17 protein-coding genes are annotated in these 20,383 nt (G+C 38.9%); 9 read left to right on the top strand and 8 right to left on the bottom strand.

Going from position 1 to position 20,383, the window contains the following annotated elements; all coding sequences use genetic code 11:
• The first annotated feature begins 46 nt into the window (after nt 1-46).
• On the top strand, nt 47-1,651 hold the full coding sequence (locus tag AOB46_RS05685) for a S8 family peptidase (protein WP_062697165.1): 1,605 nt from the start codon (nt 47-49) through the stop codon (nt 1,649-1,651).
• 63 nt (nt 1,652-1,714) lie between these two features.
• Here the strand turns inward: AOB46_RS05685 and AOB46_RS05680 are convergent, their stop codons facing one another.
• Nucleotides 1,715-4,249 (bottom strand): phosphoenolpyruvate carboxylase, encoded by a 2,535-nt coding sequence (locus AOB46_RS05680; RefSeq protein WP_062697163.1) that lies wholly within the window; start codon nt 4,247-4,249, stop codon nt 1,715-1,717.
• A gap of 231 nt (nt 4,250-4,480) precedes the next feature.
• On the opposite strand from AOB46_RS05680, the gene AOB46_RS05675 reads away from it, so the two are divergent.
• The 7 genes from AOB46_RS05675 to AOB46_RS05645 all read left to right on the top strand — a co-directional run bounded on the left by AOB46_RS05675 (nt 4,481) and on the right by AOB46_RS05645 (nt 9,480).
• Nucleotides 4,481-5,092, top strand: a complete 612-nt coding sequence (locus AOB46_RS05675) for a hypothetical protein (RefSeq protein ID WP_062697340.1) — start codon at nt 4,481-4,483, stop codon at nt 5,090-5,092.
• A gap of 96 nt (nt 5,093-5,188) precedes the next feature.
• Nucleotides 5,189-5,605, top strand: a complete 417-nt coding sequence (locus AOB46_RS05670) for a hypothetical protein (RefSeq protein ID WP_062697161.1) — start codon at nt 5,189-5,191, stop codon at nt 5,603-5,605.
• A 128-nt stretch (nt 5,606-5,733) separates the two neighbouring features.
• The gene (locus AOB46_RS05665) at nt 5,734-6,897 is read left to right on the top strand and encodes an iron-containing alcohol dehydrogenase (RefSeq protein WP_062697158.1); all 1,164 of its coding nucleotides are present in this window, start codon (nt 5,734-5,736) and stop codon (nt 6,895-6,897) included.
• 152 nt (nt 6,898-7,049) lie between these two features.
• Nucleotides 7,050-7,412 (top strand): hypothetical protein, encoded by a 363-nt coding sequence (locus AOB46_RS05660; RefSeq protein ID WP_062697155.1) that lies wholly within the window; start codon nt 7,050-7,052, stop codon nt 7,410-7,412.
• 183 nt (nt 7,413-7,595) lie between these two features.
• Nucleotides 7,596-8,117, top strand: a complete 522-nt coding sequence (locus AOB46_RS05655; protein WP_062697153.1) for a GNAT family N-acetyltransferase — start codon at nt 7,596-7,598, stop codon at nt 8,115-8,117.
• A 174-nt stretch (nt 8,118-8,291) separates the two neighbouring features.
• Nucleotides 8,292-8,753, top strand: coding sequence for a lipocalin family protein (locus tag AOB46_RS05650; RefSeq protein WP_062697151.1), 462 nt, complete (start codon nt 8,292-8,294; stop codon nt 8,751-8,753).
• 70 nt (nt 8,754-8,823) lie between these two features.
• Nucleotides 8,824-9,480 (top strand): GDSL-type esterase/lipase family protein, encoded by a 657-nt coding sequence (locus AOB46_RS05645; protein ID WP_062697149.1) that lies wholly within the window; start codon nt 8,824-8,826, stop codon nt 9,478-9,480.
• Between the two features lie 104 nt (nt 9,481-9,584).
• Here AOB46_RS05645 and AOB46_RS05640 read toward each other — a convergent pair whose 3' ends face one another.
• The 3 genes from AOB46_RS05640 to AOB46_RS05630 all read right to left on the bottom strand — a co-directional run bounded on the left by AOB46_RS05640 (nt 9,585) and on the right by AOB46_RS05630 (nt 13,204).
• The gene (locus AOB46_RS05640; RefSeq protein ID WP_062697147.1) at nt 9,585-10,937 is read right to left on the bottom strand and encodes a DEAD/DEAH box helicase; all 1,353 of its coding nucleotides are present in this window, start codon (nt 10,935-10,937) and stop codon (nt 9,585-9,587) included.
• Nucleotides 10,938-11,032: 95 nt separating this feature from the next.
• The gene (locus tag AOB46_RS05635) at nt 11,033-11,536 is read right to left on the bottom strand and encodes a hypothetical protein (protein WP_062697144.1); all 504 of its coding nucleotides are present in this window, start codon (nt 11,534-11,536) and stop codon (nt 11,033-11,035) included.
• A gap of 18 nt (nt 11,537-11,554) precedes the next feature.
• Nucleotides 11,555-13,204, bottom strand: a complete 1,650-nt coding sequence (locus AOB46_RS05630; protein ID WP_062697142.1) for an ABC1 kinase family protein — start codon at nt 13,202-13,204, stop codon at nt 11,555-11,557.
• A 157-nt stretch (nt 13,205-13,361) separates the two neighbouring features.
• On the opposite strand from AOB46_RS05630, the gene AOB46_RS23615 reads away from it, so the two are divergent.
• Nucleotides 13,362-13,526: a hypothetical protein gene (locus tag AOB46_RS23615; RefSeq protein ID WP_185113845.1), complete on the top strand. Its 165-nt coding sequence runs from the start codon at nt 13,362-13,364 to the stop codon at nt 13,524-13,526.
• Between the two features lie 178 nt (nt 13,527-13,704).
• Here the strand turns inward: AOB46_RS23615 and AOB46_RS05625 are convergent, their stop codons facing one another.
• From AOB46_RS05625 to purH, 4 genes are all read right to left on the bottom strand, one after another.
• Nucleotides 13,705-15,207 carry a carbon-nitrogen hydrolase family protein gene (locus AOB46_RS05625; protein WP_062697140.1) on the bottom strand — a complete coding sequence of 501 codons (1,503 nt, stop codon included), beginning with the start codon at nt 15,205-15,207 and terminating at the stop codon, nt 13,705-13,707.
• A 414-nt stretch (nt 15,208-15,621) separates the two neighbouring features.
• Nucleotides 15,622-17,169 (bottom strand): glutamine-hydrolyzing GMP synthase, encoded by a 1,548-nt coding sequence (gene guaA, locus AOB46_RS05620; RefSeq protein ID WP_410470265.1) that lies wholly within the window; start codon nt 17,167-17,169, stop codon nt 15,622-15,624.
• A gap of 155 nt (nt 17,170-17,324) precedes the next feature.
• Nucleotides 17,325-18,563, bottom strand: coding sequence for a phosphoribosylamine--glycine ligase (purD, locus tag AOB46_RS05615; RefSeq protein WP_062697136.1), 1,239 nt, complete (start codon nt 18,561-18,563; stop codon nt 17,325-17,327).
• Between the two features lie 89 nt (nt 18,564-18,652).
• The gene (purH, locus tag AOB46_RS05610; protein ID WP_062697134.1) at nt 18,653-20,170 is read right to left on the bottom strand and encodes a bifunctional phosphoribosylaminoimidazolecarboxamide formyltransferase/IMP cyclohydrolase; all 1,518 of its coding nucleotides are present in this window, start codon (nt 20,168-20,170) and stop codon (nt 18,653-18,655) included.
• Between the last annotated feature and the right edge of the window lie 213 nt (nt 20,171-20,383).

Here is a 20,383-nt window from a genome sequence, read left to right as displayed (position 1 = left end):
TCAAAAATTTTATTGATTTTGTTTTATCTTTATAGAAAATAACTGTATGAAAAAACTTTTACTCTTTTGTCTTTTAACAGGTTATTCTTCATTAATGGCACAAACAGAACTTGTTTTTGTACATTTTACAGATAAGCCCAACAAAGCAGCCTTTTATGCCAATCCGCTTTCGGAGTTGAGTCAAAAATCCCTCAACAGGCGTACAGCACTGGGCATTCCGCTTAATGACCAGGATGCTCCTATTGAAACCTCTTATCTGCAGAATCTTCAGAACCTGGGATTTACGGTTACAGATTATTCCAAATGGCTGAACGGTGTGGCGGTGAATGCTACCTCAGCACAGATAGCCCTTCTCCAGGCACAGCCGTATGTATCTTCGGTAGAACGTTTTGCCAGAAACAGTCCGGCCATTCCTAAAACGGCATCAGCCAGTAAGTGGAATGATATTTCCGGAGCACAGAAGGAACTTACCGTTTTTGATTATGGCTCCGGCTCAGACCAGATTGACCAGGTGAATATACGCCCTCTCCATCTTGCAGGATATACAGGAACAGGAATTTCCATTGCTGTCATTGATACAGGCTTCCCCTATGTGAACACGGGATCGGCTTTTGAACGTCTCCGGACCAACAATCAGATTAAAGAAGGTTATGACTTTGTAACCAAAACTGCTGATATTTATAATACTTCCCTCCATAATCACGGTTCTGTTGTTCTGGGAGCTATTGGAGGCTATATTCAGAATACTTTTGTAGGGTCTGCTCCTGATGCAGATTTTTACCTTTACCGAAGTGAAAATGCAGTAGGTGAAGTTCCGCTGGAGGAAATATACTGGATTGAAGCTGCTGAACAGGCAGACCGGAAAGGTGTAGATATTATCACAGCCTCTCTTGGGTATAATGTTTTTGATGATCCACGCTACAACTATGTATATGCAGATATGAACGGGAGCACTTCTTTCATTGCAAGAGCTGCCGGAATAGCCGCTGATAAAGGAATTTTTGTTCTTGTAGCCGCAGGAAATGCAGGACAGCAGACCTGGCATTATCTCACCACTCCTTCTGACAACGCCAAAGTATTCAGCATCGGAGCGGTAGACGGAGCCGGAGCTTCTTCAGGATTTTCTTCTTACGGACCTAATTCTCTGGGAGTAGTAAAACCGGACGGAAGCGCAAGAGGAACTGCAACCACTACGGTTAACAATAACTCAACAGCAGTTGTTAACGGAACTTCTATCGCCACTCCTATTGCAGCCGGAGGAGCGGCGTGTGTTATACAGGCTTTCCCCTCTATGAACAGGGAACAGATCAGGATAAAACTAAGGCAGACTGCGTCACTCTATCCAGCGCATACCGATCAGATGGGTTATGGAATCCTCAATTTCGGAGGACTGTACAATAATGTTCTGAATACTTCTGAAATTGTTAAAAAAGAAAAATTTGCCATTTTCCCTAATCCGGTTAAAAACATTTTAAACGTTGCTACAGATCATGAAGTGCAATCCTTAGAAGTCTATGACAATCTGGGAAGACTGATCAGAAAAAACACCGGAATAAAATCTGTAAAAGTTGAAGATTTTGCCAAAGGAACTTATTATCTGAAAATTCAGACTAAGGATAAAGTTTATTACGAGAAGTTTTTAAAGGAATAACACAAGACCTAAAAAAATAGATAAAAAAGACGCCTCTCAAAAATGAGAGGCGTTTTGTATATATTACGCCGAATTCCGGCTTGCATTAATGTTCCCGAATAAGGATCTGGTAACCAGTTTTTCATAAGCTTCCTTATTACCTTCCCCTTTCTGGATCTTCATCAGCGCATATTGCTGAATGCTGAGCAGCGGGAGTACAATCTTTTCACGGATCTTCACCGATTTTCTGGACAGCGGATCTTCTTCCTGTAACATTTTGAACCCCGTAAGCTCCAGCATAATATCTCTGGAAAGTCTATATTCATCAAACAAAACATTCCAGAATGCACCGAATTTCGGATTATTTTTGATGTAATACGTCAGTGGGAAATAGGATTTATTCATACTCATCATCGAATTCAGAACTAAAGTTTTAAAGAAATCTGAGCCTTTATACAGCTCTCTTACTTCCTCAAACCTTCCCTGCTCTTTCATTTGCTGCATAGCAAAGCCAAATCCGAAAAATCCGGGCACATTCTGTTTCAGCTGTGACCATGAGCCAACAAAAGGAATGGCTCTCAGATCTTCAAATTTCAGCTCGCTGCCGGATCCTCTTTTAGAGGGGCGACTTCCGATATTCGTTTTTCCGTAATATTCCAGAGTACTCATTTCCTGAAGATATGGTACAAACATAGGATGCGCTTTCAGATCGGAGTATTTTTTATAGCTGATTTCAGCCAGCTCAATGATGAGCTCTCTTTCTTTTTCAGTAAGGTCTTTTTTGGAGTTTTTAAAGACATCATTTTCTACTCCGGCGGTCAGAAGCTGTTCAAAATTGTATTTTGCCTGCTCTTTGTTTCCGAAAATACTGGTGATGGTCTGTCCCTGAATGGTAAGCTCTATTTTATTATTAGCAATGGTGTTTCCCTGTGAAGCATAGAAATCGTGGGTTTTCCCTCCTCCTCTTGCAGGCGGACCACCTCTGCCGTCAAAGAATACTACTTTAATTCCATTCTGAACGGAAAGTTTCGTTAAAACTTCTTTGGCTTTGTAAATTTCCCAGTTGGCCTTCAGATACCCTCCATCTTTGGTTCCGTCTGAAAAGCCGAGCATAATGGTCTGCTGGTTGCCTCTTCTTTCAAGATGCTTTTTATAAACAGGATGCTGATACAGCTCGTTCATTACATGTTCCGCATTGGCAAGCCCCTCCATCGTTTCAAAAAGCGGAACGATATCCATATGAATTTCCTCTTCTTTATATCCGCAGATTTTGAAAAATGCATACACATTCATCACATCTTTTACCGCATCGGAATTGGAAATAATATAGCGGTTCATTCCTCTGTGACCGTTCAGTTTCTGAATTTCGCCTACCTGTGAAACCGTCAGCAGGGTGTCTTTCACAATATCTTCAAAGTCATCAGGATTTACCGGCTCCGAAATCTCAATAAGTTTACTGAACTTCTCTGTCTCATCAGCCTGAATATCCTTGTTCATTTTTGCAAAAACCTCATCAATCACTTTCTGATGAATCCTGCTGTCCTGGCGGATATCCAAAGTAGCAAAGTGGGTTCCGAAAATCATCACGCGGTCCTTAAAATTAACCAGCAGATCCAGAAACAGGGAATTGTGTTCATTCACCAGTATTTTCTCTGCTTCATCGGCTCTTTTAAGGATATTTTCCGAAGTAATATCTTTTCCGTTAAAAATGGCATCATATAATTCATCATTCAGCTGCGACAGAACTTCTGAAACTCCTCTGAAGCTTAATCTTCTTCTGATAAATTTAAGATGACTGTAATACGATTTCAGAATCGCGGAACGGAGTTCTCCGGCTACTCTTCTGGTAACATCAGCCGTTACAAAAGGGTTTCCGTCTCTGTCTCCGCCCGGCCAGAAACCAAGCTGTATAATATCTTCATGAAGATGGAAATGTCCGTTTCCAAAGGTCTTTTTAATCTTGGTAAAAAGTTCCCCGATGGTATCGTAATACACATACCTCAGATAAGAGATAATGCTCAAAGCTTCATCAATAGGAGTAGGCTTTTCTTTATTAACGAAAGGAGTTTTCCCCAACTGCTGCAACAGCATATCAATCTGGGTAACGGAATCATTGGTAATAGCCCCTCTCAGATCCTGAATAATCCGCTGTACGGAACTCGGATAAAACTGAGTAGGGTGCGCTGTAAAAACTACTTTCACGGTGAAATCTTTAAGTTTTTCACGTACTTTTTCCAACTTATGATCCTGATAGGAGCGTTCAAACATATTGGTTACCGTTCCGTTATCACTTTCGGAGTGAAGATTGGGAAATGCCGCATCTTCAATACTGTCAAAAAGAACGACCTGCCTTTCGATGTACTGGATAATCTTGAAAAGCAGTTCCAGTTTCTGTTCTTCAGACTGGAGATCCGTATGGTTTTTAAAAAATTCTTCAACGATTTCCTCGGGGGTCTTTCCGGCTTCATAGCCATTCCGGCTTTCCTCATAAAGGAACGGAAGGAGCATCCCGATATTCGTCATTTTATCATAGGGCAGGCTCATAAATAATGAATTGTAGATCTGGAATTTATTCTCCACGATCTGCCTGAATTTTTCTGCGCGTTGGTCGTGTATCATATGAACAAATGTAGTGGATTTGCTTTTAATTTACATGAGTTTTTCTTTAAAAATAATTAATACGGATGAAATAACAAGCGGGCTTCCTTATATCATTAATCCTATGTATTATCCGGATCTTTATACAGTTATGAATGGGGACATCAGTCCCGGTTATGCAATGAAATTTTTGTAAACAACCTGTATTTCAATTTCAGTAAGCATTTTGTAAATTTGCAGGAAACCATTTTTATGAAAATCATCACTACTGTTTTCCTGACCATATCCAATCTGTTCATCGCACAGGTTACGGTTCCTGATGATTTTAAAAAGATCCCGGATATCATGGATAATGCTGATCTCCTCTATCCTTTCATTATTCCGGACAAAAGCTATGAATACTGGCGGGTTCTCCGAAATGATCCCGATCCGGATAAAGCAATCATTTACGACAGTCAGATGCCTGAATCAATGACCATCAATGATCCTGCTCCTGAAAAAGGCTTTTTCCAGCAGTGTGTGGGAAATGCCTGTTTTTCTTACATCCTTGCCTGTAAAAACAGCCGTACGGTCTACTTTTCTACCGAACAGCAGCTAAGAGATTTCATCGGAACTGTAGACAATCTTCCGGAAGCTCTTTTATTGGCTAAAACTTATGGCTTTTCGGTGGATTTCAGCAATAAACCGGGCAGTTCTTATAAAATAGACGACCGCCATATTTATCTTTATGTTTCCAAGCCAAAGAATTGCCCGGAGGTGAAAGAATCTTTCTCGGTTAAAATCAATAGAAAAACGGGAAAAACAGAGATCAAAAACAACGGAATTTATGGAACTGCTAAAGACTGTATTTCTACTAAAAGCTAATGTTTCAAACCTTTGAAAACTAAGTTTGAGGCTTCCCTTAAAAGTTCTGATAATAATTTGTAACTTGGCAGCACATCTTAATTCCAACCTCTGAATATGAAACAATTACTCCTTTTATTTTCAGTTATTTTATTTTTCAGCTCCTGCGAAAAAGACTGTTACAATCCTCCGCAGCCTATAGTTTTCGAATTCGTTAACAAAGCCGGGGAAAATCTTATAGAAAACGGAGAACTGATCACGATGACGGTTCAGGAAGATGCCGGAAATGGCAGCTATATCGGGATAGAACTTACCAAAACCAGTGATCATAAGGTTATCTTAGAAAAGGTAGGTGCTTTTGATGGAGAAAAAAATTATAAATTCTCATCCAACGTCAATGTGTTTGATTTTTCCATCAAATCATCAAAATTTGACGCAGGATGTGAAGGTTACCAGATCAAAAGTCTGGTCTTTAAGAATGTTATTAATGCAACTGATGAAAAGGGCTATTATAAAATTGTGCTGAAAAATTAATTCCTCTGTTTCACCAAAAAGAAAGCCTTCCATAGTTTTTATGAAAGGTCATGATAAGAATTTTAAAATTTCATTAACGCAGTTTTCAGTAGTCTTTCCGTAAATTTGGGTACAATAAATTTAGAACAATGCTTAATTTCGAGTTTAAAAATCCAACTAAAATACTTTTCGGGAAAGGGGAAATCGCTAAAATCTCCAAAGAAGTTCCTCAGGATGCCAGAATATTAATGATTTATGGAGGCGGAAGCATCAAAAACAACGGAGTGTATGATCAGGTAAAGGAGGCTTTGAAAGATCATGAGCTGTATGAATTCGGCGGTGTTCCTGCCAATCCTGAATATGAGGTTCTGATGGATGCCTTACGGTTTATCAAAGAAAAAAACATCAACTTTTTACTCGCTGTGGGAGGCGGATCTGTCATTGACGGAACTAAGTTTCTTTCAGCTGCTGCCAACTATGACGGAGAGCCTTGGGATATTCTTAGAAAATCTGTGAGAACTTTTGAAGGTGAGGGAATGCCTTTCGGAAGTATTCTTACCCTTCCTGCCACAGGTTCTGAAATGAACTCAGGTTATGTTATCTCAAGGAGAGAGACCAATGAAAAATTATCATCCGGAGGCCCCGGACTCTTCCCGCTGTTTTCTGTTTTGGATCCTGAAGTGGTCAGAACCATTCCCAAAAACCAAATTGTAAATGGTATTACAGATGCTTATACTCACGTTCTTGAACAGTATATGACAGCTCCTTCTTCTGCAGACCTTCAGGAAAGAATTGCAGAAAGTATCCTGATCAGCCTTCAGGAAACGGCTCCTAAAGTACTGGCAGATGAGTTCAACTATGATGCAGCAGGAAATTTCATGTGGTGCTGTACAATGGCTTTAAACGGGCTTATTCAGAAGGGGGTAATCACAGACTGGGCCGTACATGCAATGGGGCACGAACTTACCGCATACTTTGGAATTGACCATGCAAGAACCTTAGCCATTATCGCTCCGTCACATTACCGCTATAATTTTGAAGCGAAAAAAGGTAAATTAGCCCAGTATGCTGAAAGGGTTTGGGGAATTAAAGACGGAACCCTAGAAGAAAAAGCTGAACAGGGAATTAAAAAACTGGAAGAGTTCTTCCACAGCCTTCACATTAAAACCAGACTTTCCGAATATACTGAGAATTATAACGGAACCGCCGAAAGAGTGGAAAAAGCCTTTACAGAAAGGAACTGGGCAGGATTAGGTGAATATAAAAAGCTGACGCCTCAAGATGCCTATAAGATTGTAGAAATGAGCTATTAAGTTTTCAGATCTTATGTTGGGCCAAAGCCAGGATATACTCTATATAATATACTTTGAGGCTGTTCAAAAAGGTCAGCCTCATTTCTATTACCAGCCATTGAAATTACCTTAAAAAATCATCATATGGCTAATTTATCCATCAAATCTTAACCATGATTCATATGTTAAGAAAACAAACCGGGAATAGGGGCCTTTTTTTTGAAATTGGTCTTGAATGTTCTTATTCAGATCAGATAAGGGAACTATCCATTGTTTATAATGCAGACTTGAAATGGAAACAGGTTTGTGAGCTGGGAGTTCACATATTTCATGATTATTATAAAAGAAAATTTAATAGCCGTCATTTAGAAGTGGGGATAAATACTGTCAGATGGCTGGCTGTTGATACCAATCATTTAATTGCTGTATATGCTACTGTTTCAGCGCTGGCCGAAGAACTGGATTATCCGATCCCGAATTTAAATTTTGAGGATGATTCTTTTAACTTTCCTGAGGTGAGATCAATAAATATCTAGAACAGATACGTGTAGATGAAAATTTATATTAACCTCAGTCCGGAACAAGAATAACGATGGAAAATAGCATAGACAAAATAGACAGCTTAACTGTTCATATAAAAATGTCTTTATGGATAGATTATATAAACAAAGCATCTTCTGCATTATTAACTTTGTGAACTGAAAAAAACTGACAAACCTTTGGAAAAACCAATAAACCCAATCATTACCAATAGATTACTTCTTATTCCGTATACCATAAAAATCTGTAATAATATACTGAATAACGATTTTGAAGACTTATATGAAGCCGGACTGAAGAAAGGAATAGGATGGCCTGATCATGACGTACTGGAAACACTGCCCAAAATAATCAATAATCTGTCCTCTGTAGAAAATCCCACCGGATTTGAATCCTGGATGATCATTAAAAACGATACTAAAGAGATTATCGGGGACGCCGGATTTAAGGGCTTTAACTTTACTGACAGCAGTGTAGACATCGGTTACGGCATCATTGAAGGGGAACGGAAAAAAGGCTACGCGGAAGAAGCTTCAAAAGCCTTGATAGAATGGGCTTTTTCAACGGGAATGGTCAAAGAAATAACCGCCAGATGTGCAACAGATAATCTGGGATCAATTCATCTTTTAAAGAAACTGGGTTTTTCACAAGTTAATAAAGATGATGAAATGATATATTGGTCGAGTGCTTATTCCCAATAAGGAATTATAGACTTTTTCATCTTCAATTAATCTTTTCTATGTATTTTTTGTCTTAAAAACCCGTACATTTCCTCCAGAATCGTTTTATTTATAAACATTCGTTTAAAAAAGCTTTATTTCATTATAAATATTTCAAATTTATTTATATTTTAGCATATTCTTAAATTTGTGAAAATGAAAAAACGACTACTTTTATTTGCCTTTTCAGCGCTGGCACTTACTTCCTGTGACGATGACGATATGGAAGCCTATGAACTGGAGATGATGAGCGGGGATTGGAAAGTCAGCAAAATAGAGATTATTTCTGGAAAGGATAATAAAACTGTTATTAAAACTGAAGTTCCTACAGGTTGTATGGCCAAAAATACACTTTATTTCAGAAGTGATCACTACATCAGCTATACTGCTTATTCAGGAACGGGACTTGAGTGTACGCCCACTGCAAAAAATGAAGGAGAATTTACTTACAACCAGGAATCCAAGCTCCTGAGTACCAAATTTAAAAATGACGATGAAAAATGGTACAGAGTAGAAGTACTGACCAGCCAGGACCTGAAAGTTGCTCAACTTTTTGGCGCCTACGATCAAAATGATGATGATGTAGACGATATAACCTACATTACCTATAAAAGATAAATATTCTAAGCTCCCGGTTTTATCGGGAGTTTTTTATTATTTTTAACCTGTATTTTAAAAACTGATTATAATGAAGAAGATTCTTTCAGCATTTCTGCTGCTGTATTTCACCCTTTTCTTTTCACAGGAAAAAAAGCCGATGTTCTGGCAGGACATTCAGAATTTCAAAAAAACCGATCAGGAAAACCCGCCTCCCAAAGATGCCATTCTTTTTATAGGAAGCTCATCCTTCACCAAATGGACTGATGTTGCCGATTATTTTCCAGGCAAAACAATTATAAACCGAGGATTCGGTGGTTCACGCCTGACCGATCTTAATGATTTTGCTGATGATCTTTTAGCCCCTTATCAGCCAAAGCAGATCATCATTTATTGTGGTGAGAATGATTTTGCTGATAATCATAAACTGAAACCTCAAAAAGTAGTCAACCGATATAAAGCTTTTTACAAAAAAATACGTGAGAGGTTTCCCAATATTGAGGTGGATTATATTTCCATCAAGTATTCTCCAAGCAGAGAAAAGCTGTGGCCTCAGATGAAAGCAGCCAATAAAAAGATCGCCGCTTTTATGAAGAAAGAGGCCAATGCTGAGTTTATTGATGTTACCAAGGCCATGGAAGACTCTAATGGAAAGGTTAGAAAAGATATTTTCGTGGAAGACATGCTCCACTTTAAACCGGAAGGATATCAGATCTGGGCTAAGGAGATGAAACCTTATATGAAATAATAAAACCTTTCGGAAATTCGCCTATTGAGGCTATAATGTGCCTGATTTTCCGGAGAAAAATGATAATAAAGAAAAACGGATTCCAGATCTGGAATCGTTTTTCTTTATTTCTTTCGTTTAGATTTTGAAATTGCTTTCTGCTGAGCCCTGTTGGCTCCGAACTTTTTAGGGGCCTTTCTTTTGGATGGTCCACCCCAGTTTTCTTTTGTGTTTTTGGCTTTCTTTTCATGAAATGCTCCGCCTCCTTCGTTCAGCTTTACAGGAGCTGGATTTTTCATCGCAACATGTTCTTCTTCGGAAGCTATTTTCTTAGGATTGATCTTTACATCTTCAGGGAAATCATTAAACAGAAGATCCTTATCCATTAAAAGCTCTATATCAAGGATTAAAGGTTCTTCTTTTTTGGTCACAAAAGTAACGGCTTTACCGTCTTTATCAGCTCTACCCGTTCTACCGATCCTGTGAATATACTGTTCGGGAATATCCGGTGTTTCAAAGTTGATAACATGGGTAATATCTGAAATATCAAGACCTCTTGCCATAACATCGGTAGTAATTAGTCCTCTGATCTCTTCATTTTCAAACCTTTTCATAGCTTTAAGCCTGTAATTCTGAGATTTGTTGGAGTGAATCACATCAAACTGTCCCGGGAAGAGTTCATCAATTTTAGTAAACAGCAGGTCAGCATGTTTTTTGTTATTATTGAAGATCAGCACCTTAGACATTTCATCATTATTTTTCAGCAAATGTTCAAGAAGGTTGATCTTGGTATTGAAATTTTCAACTTTATAAGCAGACTGTTCAATTTTTTCAAGAGGTGTACCGGACTTCGCCAATGAAATTTCCACCGGACTGGCAAAGTATTCATCCAGCATCTCATCCACGGCTTCTGTCATGGTGGCGGAAAAAAGAATATTCTGTCTCTTCTCTTTCATCATTTCAAAAATGTGGGTAAGCTGTGGTCTGAAACCTAAATTAAGCATTTCATCAAATTCATCAATAATCAGCTTCTGCACTTCTTTCAGGGAAATGGCATTGTCTATGGCAAGATCCATTACCCTTCCCGGTGTTCCCACTAAAATATCACAGCCGTCATTGAACAGTAATTTCTGAGTGTTGATATTTTTCCCTCCATATATCCCGATCACTCTTGCTGTAATATTTTCTGTCAGCTTCTCAAGAATTTCAGTTACCTGAACCACCAATTCTCTTGTAGGAACAAGCACTAAAACAGTTGGGTTCCCTGTTTTACTGTATTTCCATGTTTTAAGAACGGGCAGAAGATAAGCTAATGTTTTTCCGGTTCCGGTTTGTGCAATTCCCATTACATCTCTTCCGGAAAGTATAGGCTTTAAGCTCTTCTCCTGAATAGGGGTAGGTTCAAATAATTCCAGATCCGCTAAAACATCAAGAATTTTAACCGGCAGGTCAAAATCTGCAAAAGTGAGTTTTTCCATGGTGCAAAGATAGGCATTTAATTAGAAGTCAGAAACCGGAGACCGGAAGTTAGCTGCAAAGCTATGAGCTACGCGTTAAACACCAGGCTATCCTTCTACAGCTTAACGCTTTTGCTGCTTATCTTAATATCATCATCTTCAAATTTGCTTGAGGTGATGATGACATATCCTTTCTTTTTCGGATCTTTTTTAATCGGGAATTTATCTTCTTCCCACTGAGAACAGTGAGTGGAAATAGAAGGGACCAAAGGTTTCCAGCCTGCTTTATTTAAGGTATATACATAAAACGCATGCCAGCAGCTGGTACACCAGTTAGGATAAAATCCCAGGTCATCTTTACCGTCGTTGTTGAGATCTCCCAAATTGAACAAAGTACCACTGTTAGCCATTGCAATAACAAATGATTTCATGTTTTTATCACTGAAATAAACAGTAGTTTCACACTTTCCTTCACATTCTTCTCCACAATCGCTTACTTTTACATAAGCATATTCTTTTGTTCCGTTTCCGTCAAAGTCACCCTGAAGTTTTTCTCCGACTTCCTGAGCCGTGAATAATGAACTGCAAAACGTTAGGGCGGTTAAAATAAATGTTTTCATATTTTTTATAAGTGATGGTTATTTCCTGGCCACTCTAAGCAGCAATATAATAATTAATAATACTGAAAAAATAAAGCCCAATACTGCTACCAAGGATAACTCTCCTATTCTTGGTCCTGTTTCCGAAACAAAAACAATGGCTGTAGCAATAATGTTAGCGCCCAAAATCATGGCTAAAATCAGGTTAACCACACTTGATTTGATCAGCTGGTTGACTTTTTCAATATTTTTGATCTCGCTGGAAACGGTAAATTTATTTTCATCCAGTTTCTGTAAAACAGACCGGAGCTCTTTCGGGATTTCGTCTACATTGTCTGTGAAATTCATCATCCTGTCCATCCCGGTTTTTAAAAGATTTTTGGGACTGATCTTTTTGGTAAATATTTTCCGGCTGTACGGGTGAAGGCTTTTCACAATATCCAGATCAGGATTGATGTTTCTTCCCACTCCTTCTATCAGGCTGATGCCTTTAAACAGCAGATAAAAATAATCCGGCATATAGAGCCTGTTGTGTGTCAGGATATCTTTCATTTTATTAATGATTACCTGTACATCAATATTCTGAAGCGAGGAACTGTGTACGAAATTGAGAATATCTTCCACATCATTTTCAAATCTTCTTTCGTCGGGAATTTCATAACTGACTGCCATTTTTTTGAGGTAGCGTACTATTTTATGTGGATTTTTAGCCACAAAACTCACAATTAGGTTCTCAAGAATCTCCTTATCGTTAGGCTGAATTTTTCCTACAGCACCAAAATCGATGAAGACAATTTTCCCGTTCTTTTTCACCAGGATATTTCCGGCATGGGGATCGGCATGGAAAAAGCCATAATCCAGAATCTGGGATACAAAAAGCCTCAAACCGGTTTCCGAAACTTTTACCGGATCAATATCATTAGCTAAAAGCACAGATTTATCGGTTACTTTAATCCCGTCGATGAATTCCATACAAAGAATATTGTTATTGGAAAATTCTTCATAAACTTTCGGGACATAGGTTTCTTTATTGTTTTTAAAATTCAGACGGAACTGCAGGATATTGTTCTTCTCATTAATCAGGGAAACTTCTTCCAGCAGCGATCTTTCAAAGGTTGAAATGGCCTGTTTCAGATTAAGCTTCTCTCCTATTTCAGAATAAGCAGATACGAGTTTTTCCATATCCTTGATCAACAACAGATCATCTTCAATCACAGATTGTACATCCGGCTTTCTGAGCTTTAAAATAACCGGGCTGCCATCAAGCAGAACCGCTTTATACACCTGTGCTATGGAAGCGGTGGCTAAAGGCTCTTTTGTGATTTCCAGGAAATAGTCTTTCACGGAAATATTGAATTCATTTTCCAGTGCCTCTTCCACATTCATATCCACGGTTTCCACTTTATCCTGAAGTTTCTGCAATTCCTGAATGAGTTCCGGAGGCAGCAGATCTTCCCGGTTACTGAATGCCTGACCAAGTTTTACAAACGTGGGCCCCAGCTCTTCCAGTACAAGCCTGATTCTTTCGTAGACCGTTCCTTTTGAGACCACCTCATCAATATCCGAAGGGATCTGTTCCTGTTTATTTCCTGTATTCATTCTTGCCAGCATATCTTTAAATCCATATTTGCTCAATACGGAAATAAGTCTGGCTGATCTTTTCAGTTTTCTTTGCTGCTTGTCAAACATATCTTTTAAATAGTGAGTGCAAATTACTCCAAAAATTATTCCTATCAGAGACTTCAAATGATTATCCCAAAAATTTTACAGCAAATTCCGTTATTTATTAAAAATTTATATCTTTATATCTACAGATTCAAACAACTAACCTATAAAAATATTAGAAATGAAAAATTTACGTAACAGCAAGCTATCAAGAGAACAATTGAAAACCATTTCAGGAAGCGGAATTATTATTGGTAACTGCTCCAACAAGTGCTGTCCTGATGACGGAAGACCAAGATGTCCGGGAATGATCTGTCCGGCTGTGGTATGCCCTAAATATGTGTAAAATCTGAGAACACTTTAAATACAGAGCAGGCTTTGATCTGCTCTTTTTTTGGAACAGATCAAATTACAAGTATAAAAAGGAATTATCATTCATCTTTGCTTACAAAAAGATTCATATTATAACAAAAACCACCTCAACAGCAGAAGGTGGTTTTTAAATGACATTTATTGTTACTATACTATTTCAGATAGGTATCGTAAAGGTCTTTCCTCCGGTCTTTCATTACCTGAACGGAACCGTTGTGATGAAGGTCTTTCAGCAGATTAAGGTCTACATCCACAATCAGGGTCATTTCCGTATTGGGCGTTGCTTCGCCTTTTACAGCATTGGACGGGAACGCAAAATCTGAAGGGGTAAATACAGCTGCCTGCCCGAACTGAATATCCATATTATTCACCTTGGGAAGGTTTCCTACGCATCCTGCAATGGCAACATAACATTCATTTTCTATAGCTCTTGCCGCAGCGCAGTGACGAACTCTCATATAGGCATTTTGGGTATCCGTAAGGTAAGGAACAAAAAGGATTTTCATTCCCTGATCTGCCAAAATTCTTGGTAATTCCGGGAACTCTACGTCATAGCAGATCACAAGACCTATTTTTCCACAGTCGGTATCAAATACTTTGATCTCGCTGCCGCCTTTCATTCCGTAATATCTCTTTTCATTCGGGGTGATGTGAATTTTTCTGTACTCGTCCATACGCCCGTCACGATGCAGAAGATAGCTTACATTATACAGTTCATTATTTTCAAAAACAGGCATGCTTCCTGAAATGATGTTCACATTATAACTGATCGCCAGATCTGAAATTTTTCCTTTGATCTGATCTGTAAGCTTGGCCAATTCTATCATACTGTCTCTTTCTGAAAGGTTGTTGAAAGGAGCCAGTAAGGGGGTATTGAATAATTCCGGGAAAAGAACAAAATCAGACTTGTAATCTCCCATTACATTCACGAAAAATTCCACCTGTTCATAAAACGCATCAATATCCTTGAAGTGCCTCATCTGCCATTGTACCAATCCCAGACGGATAATGCTGTCCTGCATGGTATTCGGGCGTTTGCTGTAATAAATATTATTCCACTGAAGAAGAACAGCGTTTTCCCTGGAAGCCTCATCTTCAGGAAGGTATTTTCTCAGAACCCTGATCGGCAGGAAATTATTGGAAAGCTGAAAAGACAATACGGGATCATAAATCTCTTTATCTCTTACTTTACGTATATATTCTCTTGGAGAAAACTCATGGCTGTATTTGTGGTAATTCGGGATCCTGCCACCGAGAACGATAGATTTCAGGTTCAAAAGTTCGCAAAGTTCTTTCCGGGCATCATACAGTCTTCGTCCGAGACGCAGCTCGCGGAATTCAGGATCTACAAACACCTCAATTCCGTACAGAACATTTCCGGTGTCTGAATGGGTGTTGAACGTATAATTTCCCGTAATATCGCTGTAGGTATGGTCGTCCCCGAATTCTTCGTAGTTAACAATGATTGAAAGTGCTACGGCCGCCAGCTTTCCGTCTACAGTAATACAGATCTGTCCTTTCGGGAATATCCGGGTAAGCTTTTCAATGCTTTTTTTAGACCATATGGACTCGGACATCTGCGGGTAAGCCCTTTTCATCGTTTCTGCCAGTTCTTCATAATCCTGAACACTCAGGGGCCTTGTTTCTATTTGCATCTGATGTAATTTTACTTAAATTTAGGGAAAATATTTTACTTAAATCTTTATATAAAGGTACTTCTTCCGTCATTTCTATAAATTTAACTGCCATATTGCCCATTTTATGATTCAGGCTCAAAAGCTGCGACCAACAAACGCCCAAGGTGAGCATAAGCTTAGGATTATTTTCTTATTATTATACTTTTTCTTGAAAAAAGTATACAAAATTCAAGACCGGAATCATCCGCTAAAAATTGATATTGACTCCTAAAATTTTCAAACTCGCATGGATCAAACGGTTCTTCTTCGGCTCTAAATCCAAGCCATGCTCATACTGTGGAGATTTTGTAACTGATTCTATTTTATTTCAATAATATCAATAAAAAATCCCACCCAAACGGGCAGGATTCATATTCTCAGTTCAAGTTCAAATTATTCCCACTCAATGGTTGCAGGCGGTTTGCTTGAAATATCGTAGGCTACTCTGTTGATTCCTCTTACTTCATTGATGATTCTGCTGGAAACAGTATCCAGGAACTCATAAGGAAGTCTGCTCCACGTTGCGGTCATAAAATCGATGGTATTGGCTGAACGAACTACTGCTGTATATTCATAAGTTCTTTCGTCTCCCATTACTCCTACTGATTTTACGGGAAGAAGAACTACGAAAGCCTGGGATACTTTTTCGTAAAGATCATTTTTGTACAGCTCTTCAATGAAAATATCATCTGCTTCCTGAAGGATTCTTACTTTTTCAGCATCTACTGCTCCCAATACTCTGATTCCTAATCCGGGACCAGGGAAAGGGTGTCTGTATACCAGGTGATGAGGGATACCTAATTCTTCTCCTACTCTCCTTACTTCATCCTTGAAAAGCTCTCTTAGCGGCTCTAACAGCTCGAATTCCATATCTTCAGGAAGTCCTCCAACGTTGTGGTGAGACTTGATTACGGCAGATGGTCCGTTTACCGACTGGCTTTCGATTACGTCCGGATAAATGGTTCCCTGAGCTAAGAATTTAGCGCCTTCAATTTTATGGGATTCTTCGTCGAATACGTGGATAAATTCGTTTCCGATGATTTTCCTTTTTGCTTCAGGATCGTCTACTCCAGCCAATTTGGAAAGGAATCTTTCTTTGGCATCTACCATTTTGATGTTCATATGGAAATGCTCTCCATACTGATCCATTACTTTTTTGCCTTCGTCCTTTCTCAATAATCCTGTATCTACAAAGATACAAGTCAATTGATCACCGATTGCTTTATGGATCAAAACAGCTGCTACAGAAGAATCTACTCCTCCTGAAAGTCCAAGGATAACTTTGTTGCTTCCTACTTTTTCACGGATTTCTTCAACTGTTTTTTCAATATAGTTAGTCAGTTTCCAGTTTTTCTCTGCATTACAGATTCCGAAAACGAAATTTTCAAGCATTTTTCCGCCTTCTTCGGTATGAGAAACCTCCGGGTGAAACTGAACACAGTAGATTTTATTTTCTTCATTAGAGATAGAAGCAATTACGCCTGATTTGGCATTCAGCTCAAAGCCTGCCGGCAATTCTCCTACTTCGTCAAAGTGACTCATCCACACCACGGAATTCTGAGCAACTCCTTTTAACAGAGAACTCTCTTTAACGATTTCTAAGTGAGCCTTACCATATTCTCCTTTTTCGCCTTTGTTTACTTTTCCTCCTAAAAGGTGAGCTGTCATCTGCATTCCGTAGCAGATTCCAAGAACGGGAACTCCCTGTTCGTATAATTCTTTTTCTACCAGGTGGGCATTTTCTGCATTCACGGAACTTGGTCCTCCGGAAAGGATGATTCCTTTAGGCTGTTTTGCTAAGATATCTTGTAAAGGTGTATTGTAAGGTAAGATTTCAGAGTATACGCCCATTTCACGGATTCTTCTTCCGATAAGCTGGTTGTACTGGGATCCGAAATCTAAGATAATAATACCGTTGTTCATTTTTGATAATTGATAAATGATGATTAATTTAAAAGCTTTAAGCAACAGGCTTCAGGCTATAAGCTTTCCATACCGCAATAAGCATACTGCCTGTAGCCTAAAGCTTATTGCTTATTTAACTGTTTTACAAAAAAAGACTTGGAGGTGATCCAAATCTTTTTTCGTGATTTTTATTAAAACTTTCCGATGTCTTCTCTGAAGAAACCATAGTCGAAGTGTACATGAGCTGCGTCTTCGTACACTTTTTTGCGGGCTTCATCGTAAGTAGCTCCTGTAGCTACAATATTCAGTACTCTTCCTCCGTTTGAAACTACTTTGTCTCCTTTTCTGATGGCTCCTGCATATAAAAGTTTGCTGTGCTTCACTTTATCTTCACCGGAGATTTCAAAACCGGTTTCAATGTTTCTTGGATATCCTCCTGAACACATTACCAGACATACTGCTTTTTCGTCTTTGAATTTAAGTTCAATGTCTTTTCCTTCCATACAATCCTGGATTACATCTAAAAGATTGTTTTCCATAAGAGCCATCAGCACCTGAGTTTCAGGATCTCCGAATCTCATGTTATATTCAAGAAGGTAAGTTCCGTTTTTGGTAACCATTAATCCGAAGAAAATGATTCCTTTGAAGCTGAATCCTTCTCCTTTAAGACCTTTAATGGTAGGTTCTAAAATATTTTTTTCGAAATCAGCATAATGTTCCTGTGTAAATTCCGGGCTTGGCGCTACTGATCCCATACCTCCTGTATTTGGGCCTGTATCTCCGTTTCCGGCTTTTTTATAATCTTTTGCCGCGATACAAGGGAAAAGCTTTTCACCGTTTGAGAATGCAATGATGGAAGCTTCAAAACCCTGCAGATATTCTTCAATAACCAAACGGATTCCTGCATCACCATAGATTCTTCTGATCATGAAATCGTGGATCGTTGCTTCTGCTTCTTCCAGCGTATCACAGATCACTACTCCTTTTCCTCCTGCAAGACCGCTGGCCTTGATTACTAAAGGAAACTGCTGTTTCTGAACGTATTCTTTAGCATCGTTGTATGAATCAAATACGACAGCTTTGGCTGTTTTGATATCATAGGTCTGCATAAATTTCTTAGAGAAAGCTTTACTACCTTCCAGACTCGCCACTTTTTGCGTCGGGCCGAAAACTTTCAGATCGTGCTTTTTAAATTCGTCCTTCAAACCGGCTACAAGAGGGGCTTCCGGACCTACAATCGTAAGATCTACCTTTTCTTTGATCGCGAAATCTCTAAGTTCTTTGATTTCTGATAAATGAACATTTTTCCCTATTACATCGGTAGTAGCATTCCCGTTGGCAAAAAACATTTTAGAAATTCTCGGGTCATTCTGAAGCTTTGCTGCTAGAGCAGATTCTCTACCGCCTTCACCTATGATTAATATTCTCATACTTTATTTATTATCTAGTCTTATTGTACAAATATATAATTTTGAATGCTATAAATACAATCCCTGATTGTATTTTAATTCTATTTTAATTAGTGGAAAAAGTGTCTGACTCCGGTAAACATCATTGGAATACCGTGCTCATTTGCAGCTTCTACACTATCCTGATCTTTTACACTTCCACCCGGCTGAATGATTGCTTTGATACCCTCCTGAGCGCAGAAATCTACCACGTCACGGAAAGGGAAAAACGCATCAGAAGCCAGAACAAGATCTCCGGAGAATTTCTCTTTTGCCCTTTCAATGGCCTGCTGTGTAGCCCAGATTCTGTTTACCTGTCCGCCTCCGATTCCGAAAGCCTGAATTCCGTTGGAAACCACAATCGCATTTGACTTTACATATTTTACTACTCTCTGGGAGAAAAGTAACGCTTTTTTCTGTTCTTCTGTTGGTTGTACCTCCGTAACAACTTTGATATCGTCAGAGAAATGAGTGTCGTTATCCTGAACCAGAATTCCTCCATCCACTTTTACCCAGGTCTGCTTGTCGGAAACAGGGTTTACGATCTTGATGATTCTAAGGTTTTTCTTTTTTCTTAAAATTTCAAGTGCTTCTTCATTAAAATCAGGAGCCATTACAATCTCAAGGAAGGTTTTGTTTAATTCTTCAGCTGTAGCAGCATCAATGGTATAGTTCATGGCAACAATTCCGCCAAAGATGGAAACCGGATCACATTCGAAAGTTTTCTGATAAGTTTCCAGTGCTGAAGTTCCAATCGCTACTCCGCAAGGGGTTGAGTGTTTTACAGCACAACATGCCATTTCTTCTTTGAATTCATTCACTACTTTCCAGCAAAGATCCATGTCCCGAAGGTTGTTGAAGGAAAGCTCTTTTCCGCCCAGCTGCTCGAAATCCTTCATAGCACCGTTCTCGAAAGTAGAAACGTAGTAAGCTGCTGTCTGATGAGGGTTTTCACCGTATCTAAGGTCTGCCACTTTTTTGTAGGAAGCATTCAGGTAAGCCGGATAGTCTTCTTCTAAAAGCATTCTTGAAATAGCGGCATCATAAGCAGAGGTAAGGTTGAATACTTTTCCTGCCAGCTTTTTACGGGTTTCAATGTAGGTGTCTCCGTTCTGTTCCATTTCCAGTTTAACTGCAGCATAATCTTCTACGTCTGTAATTACGGTAACAGAATCAAAATTCTTAGCAGCAGAACGAAGCATTGACGGGCCGCCGATGTCGATAAACTCTACTTTCTCGTGTAAAGAAATGTCTTTGTTCACGTTTTCGAAGAAGGGGTAAAGGTTTACGATCACCATGTCAATCAGGCCAATTCCGTGTTCCTGAACTGTTTTCATGTGCTCTTCGTTGGCGCGGACTGCTAAAAGCCCTCCGTGAACTTTCGGGTGAAGTGTTTTCACTCTTCCGTCCAGCATTTCAGGGAAATTGGTTACCTCATCAATCTGAATGGGATTTAAACCAGCGTCTTTCAAATGCTTGAATGTTCCTCCTGTGGAGATCAATTCATAATTTTGGTTTTCCAAAAACTGTGCAAATTCAATTAATCCGCTTTTGTCTGAGACACTGATTAAAACTCTCTTTTTACTCATTTTACTTTCGATTTTTTCATAGGATTCTGCCCTATGTCTGTTTTAAACCGCCCTTCCGGGACTTTCAATTTTTACTTTTTACAGCTATTTCAAACTGTAGCCGGTTCTTTCACCTCCGGACTTATTTTTATTTTACTTAGATTTTTGCTAATGTAGCAGTGTATCAGTTTAACAATGTAACAATAAATGATTGGTACATTATCAGATTGTTAC

The organism is Chryseobacterium indologenes (genome assembly GCF_001295265.1).
GTDB classification, from domain to species: domain Bacteria; phylum Bacteroidota; class Bacteroidia; order Flavobacteriales; family Weeksellaceae; genus Chryseobacterium; species Chryseobacterium indologenes_A.
This window is presented reverse-complemented; position numbering and strand designations above follow the sequence as displayed.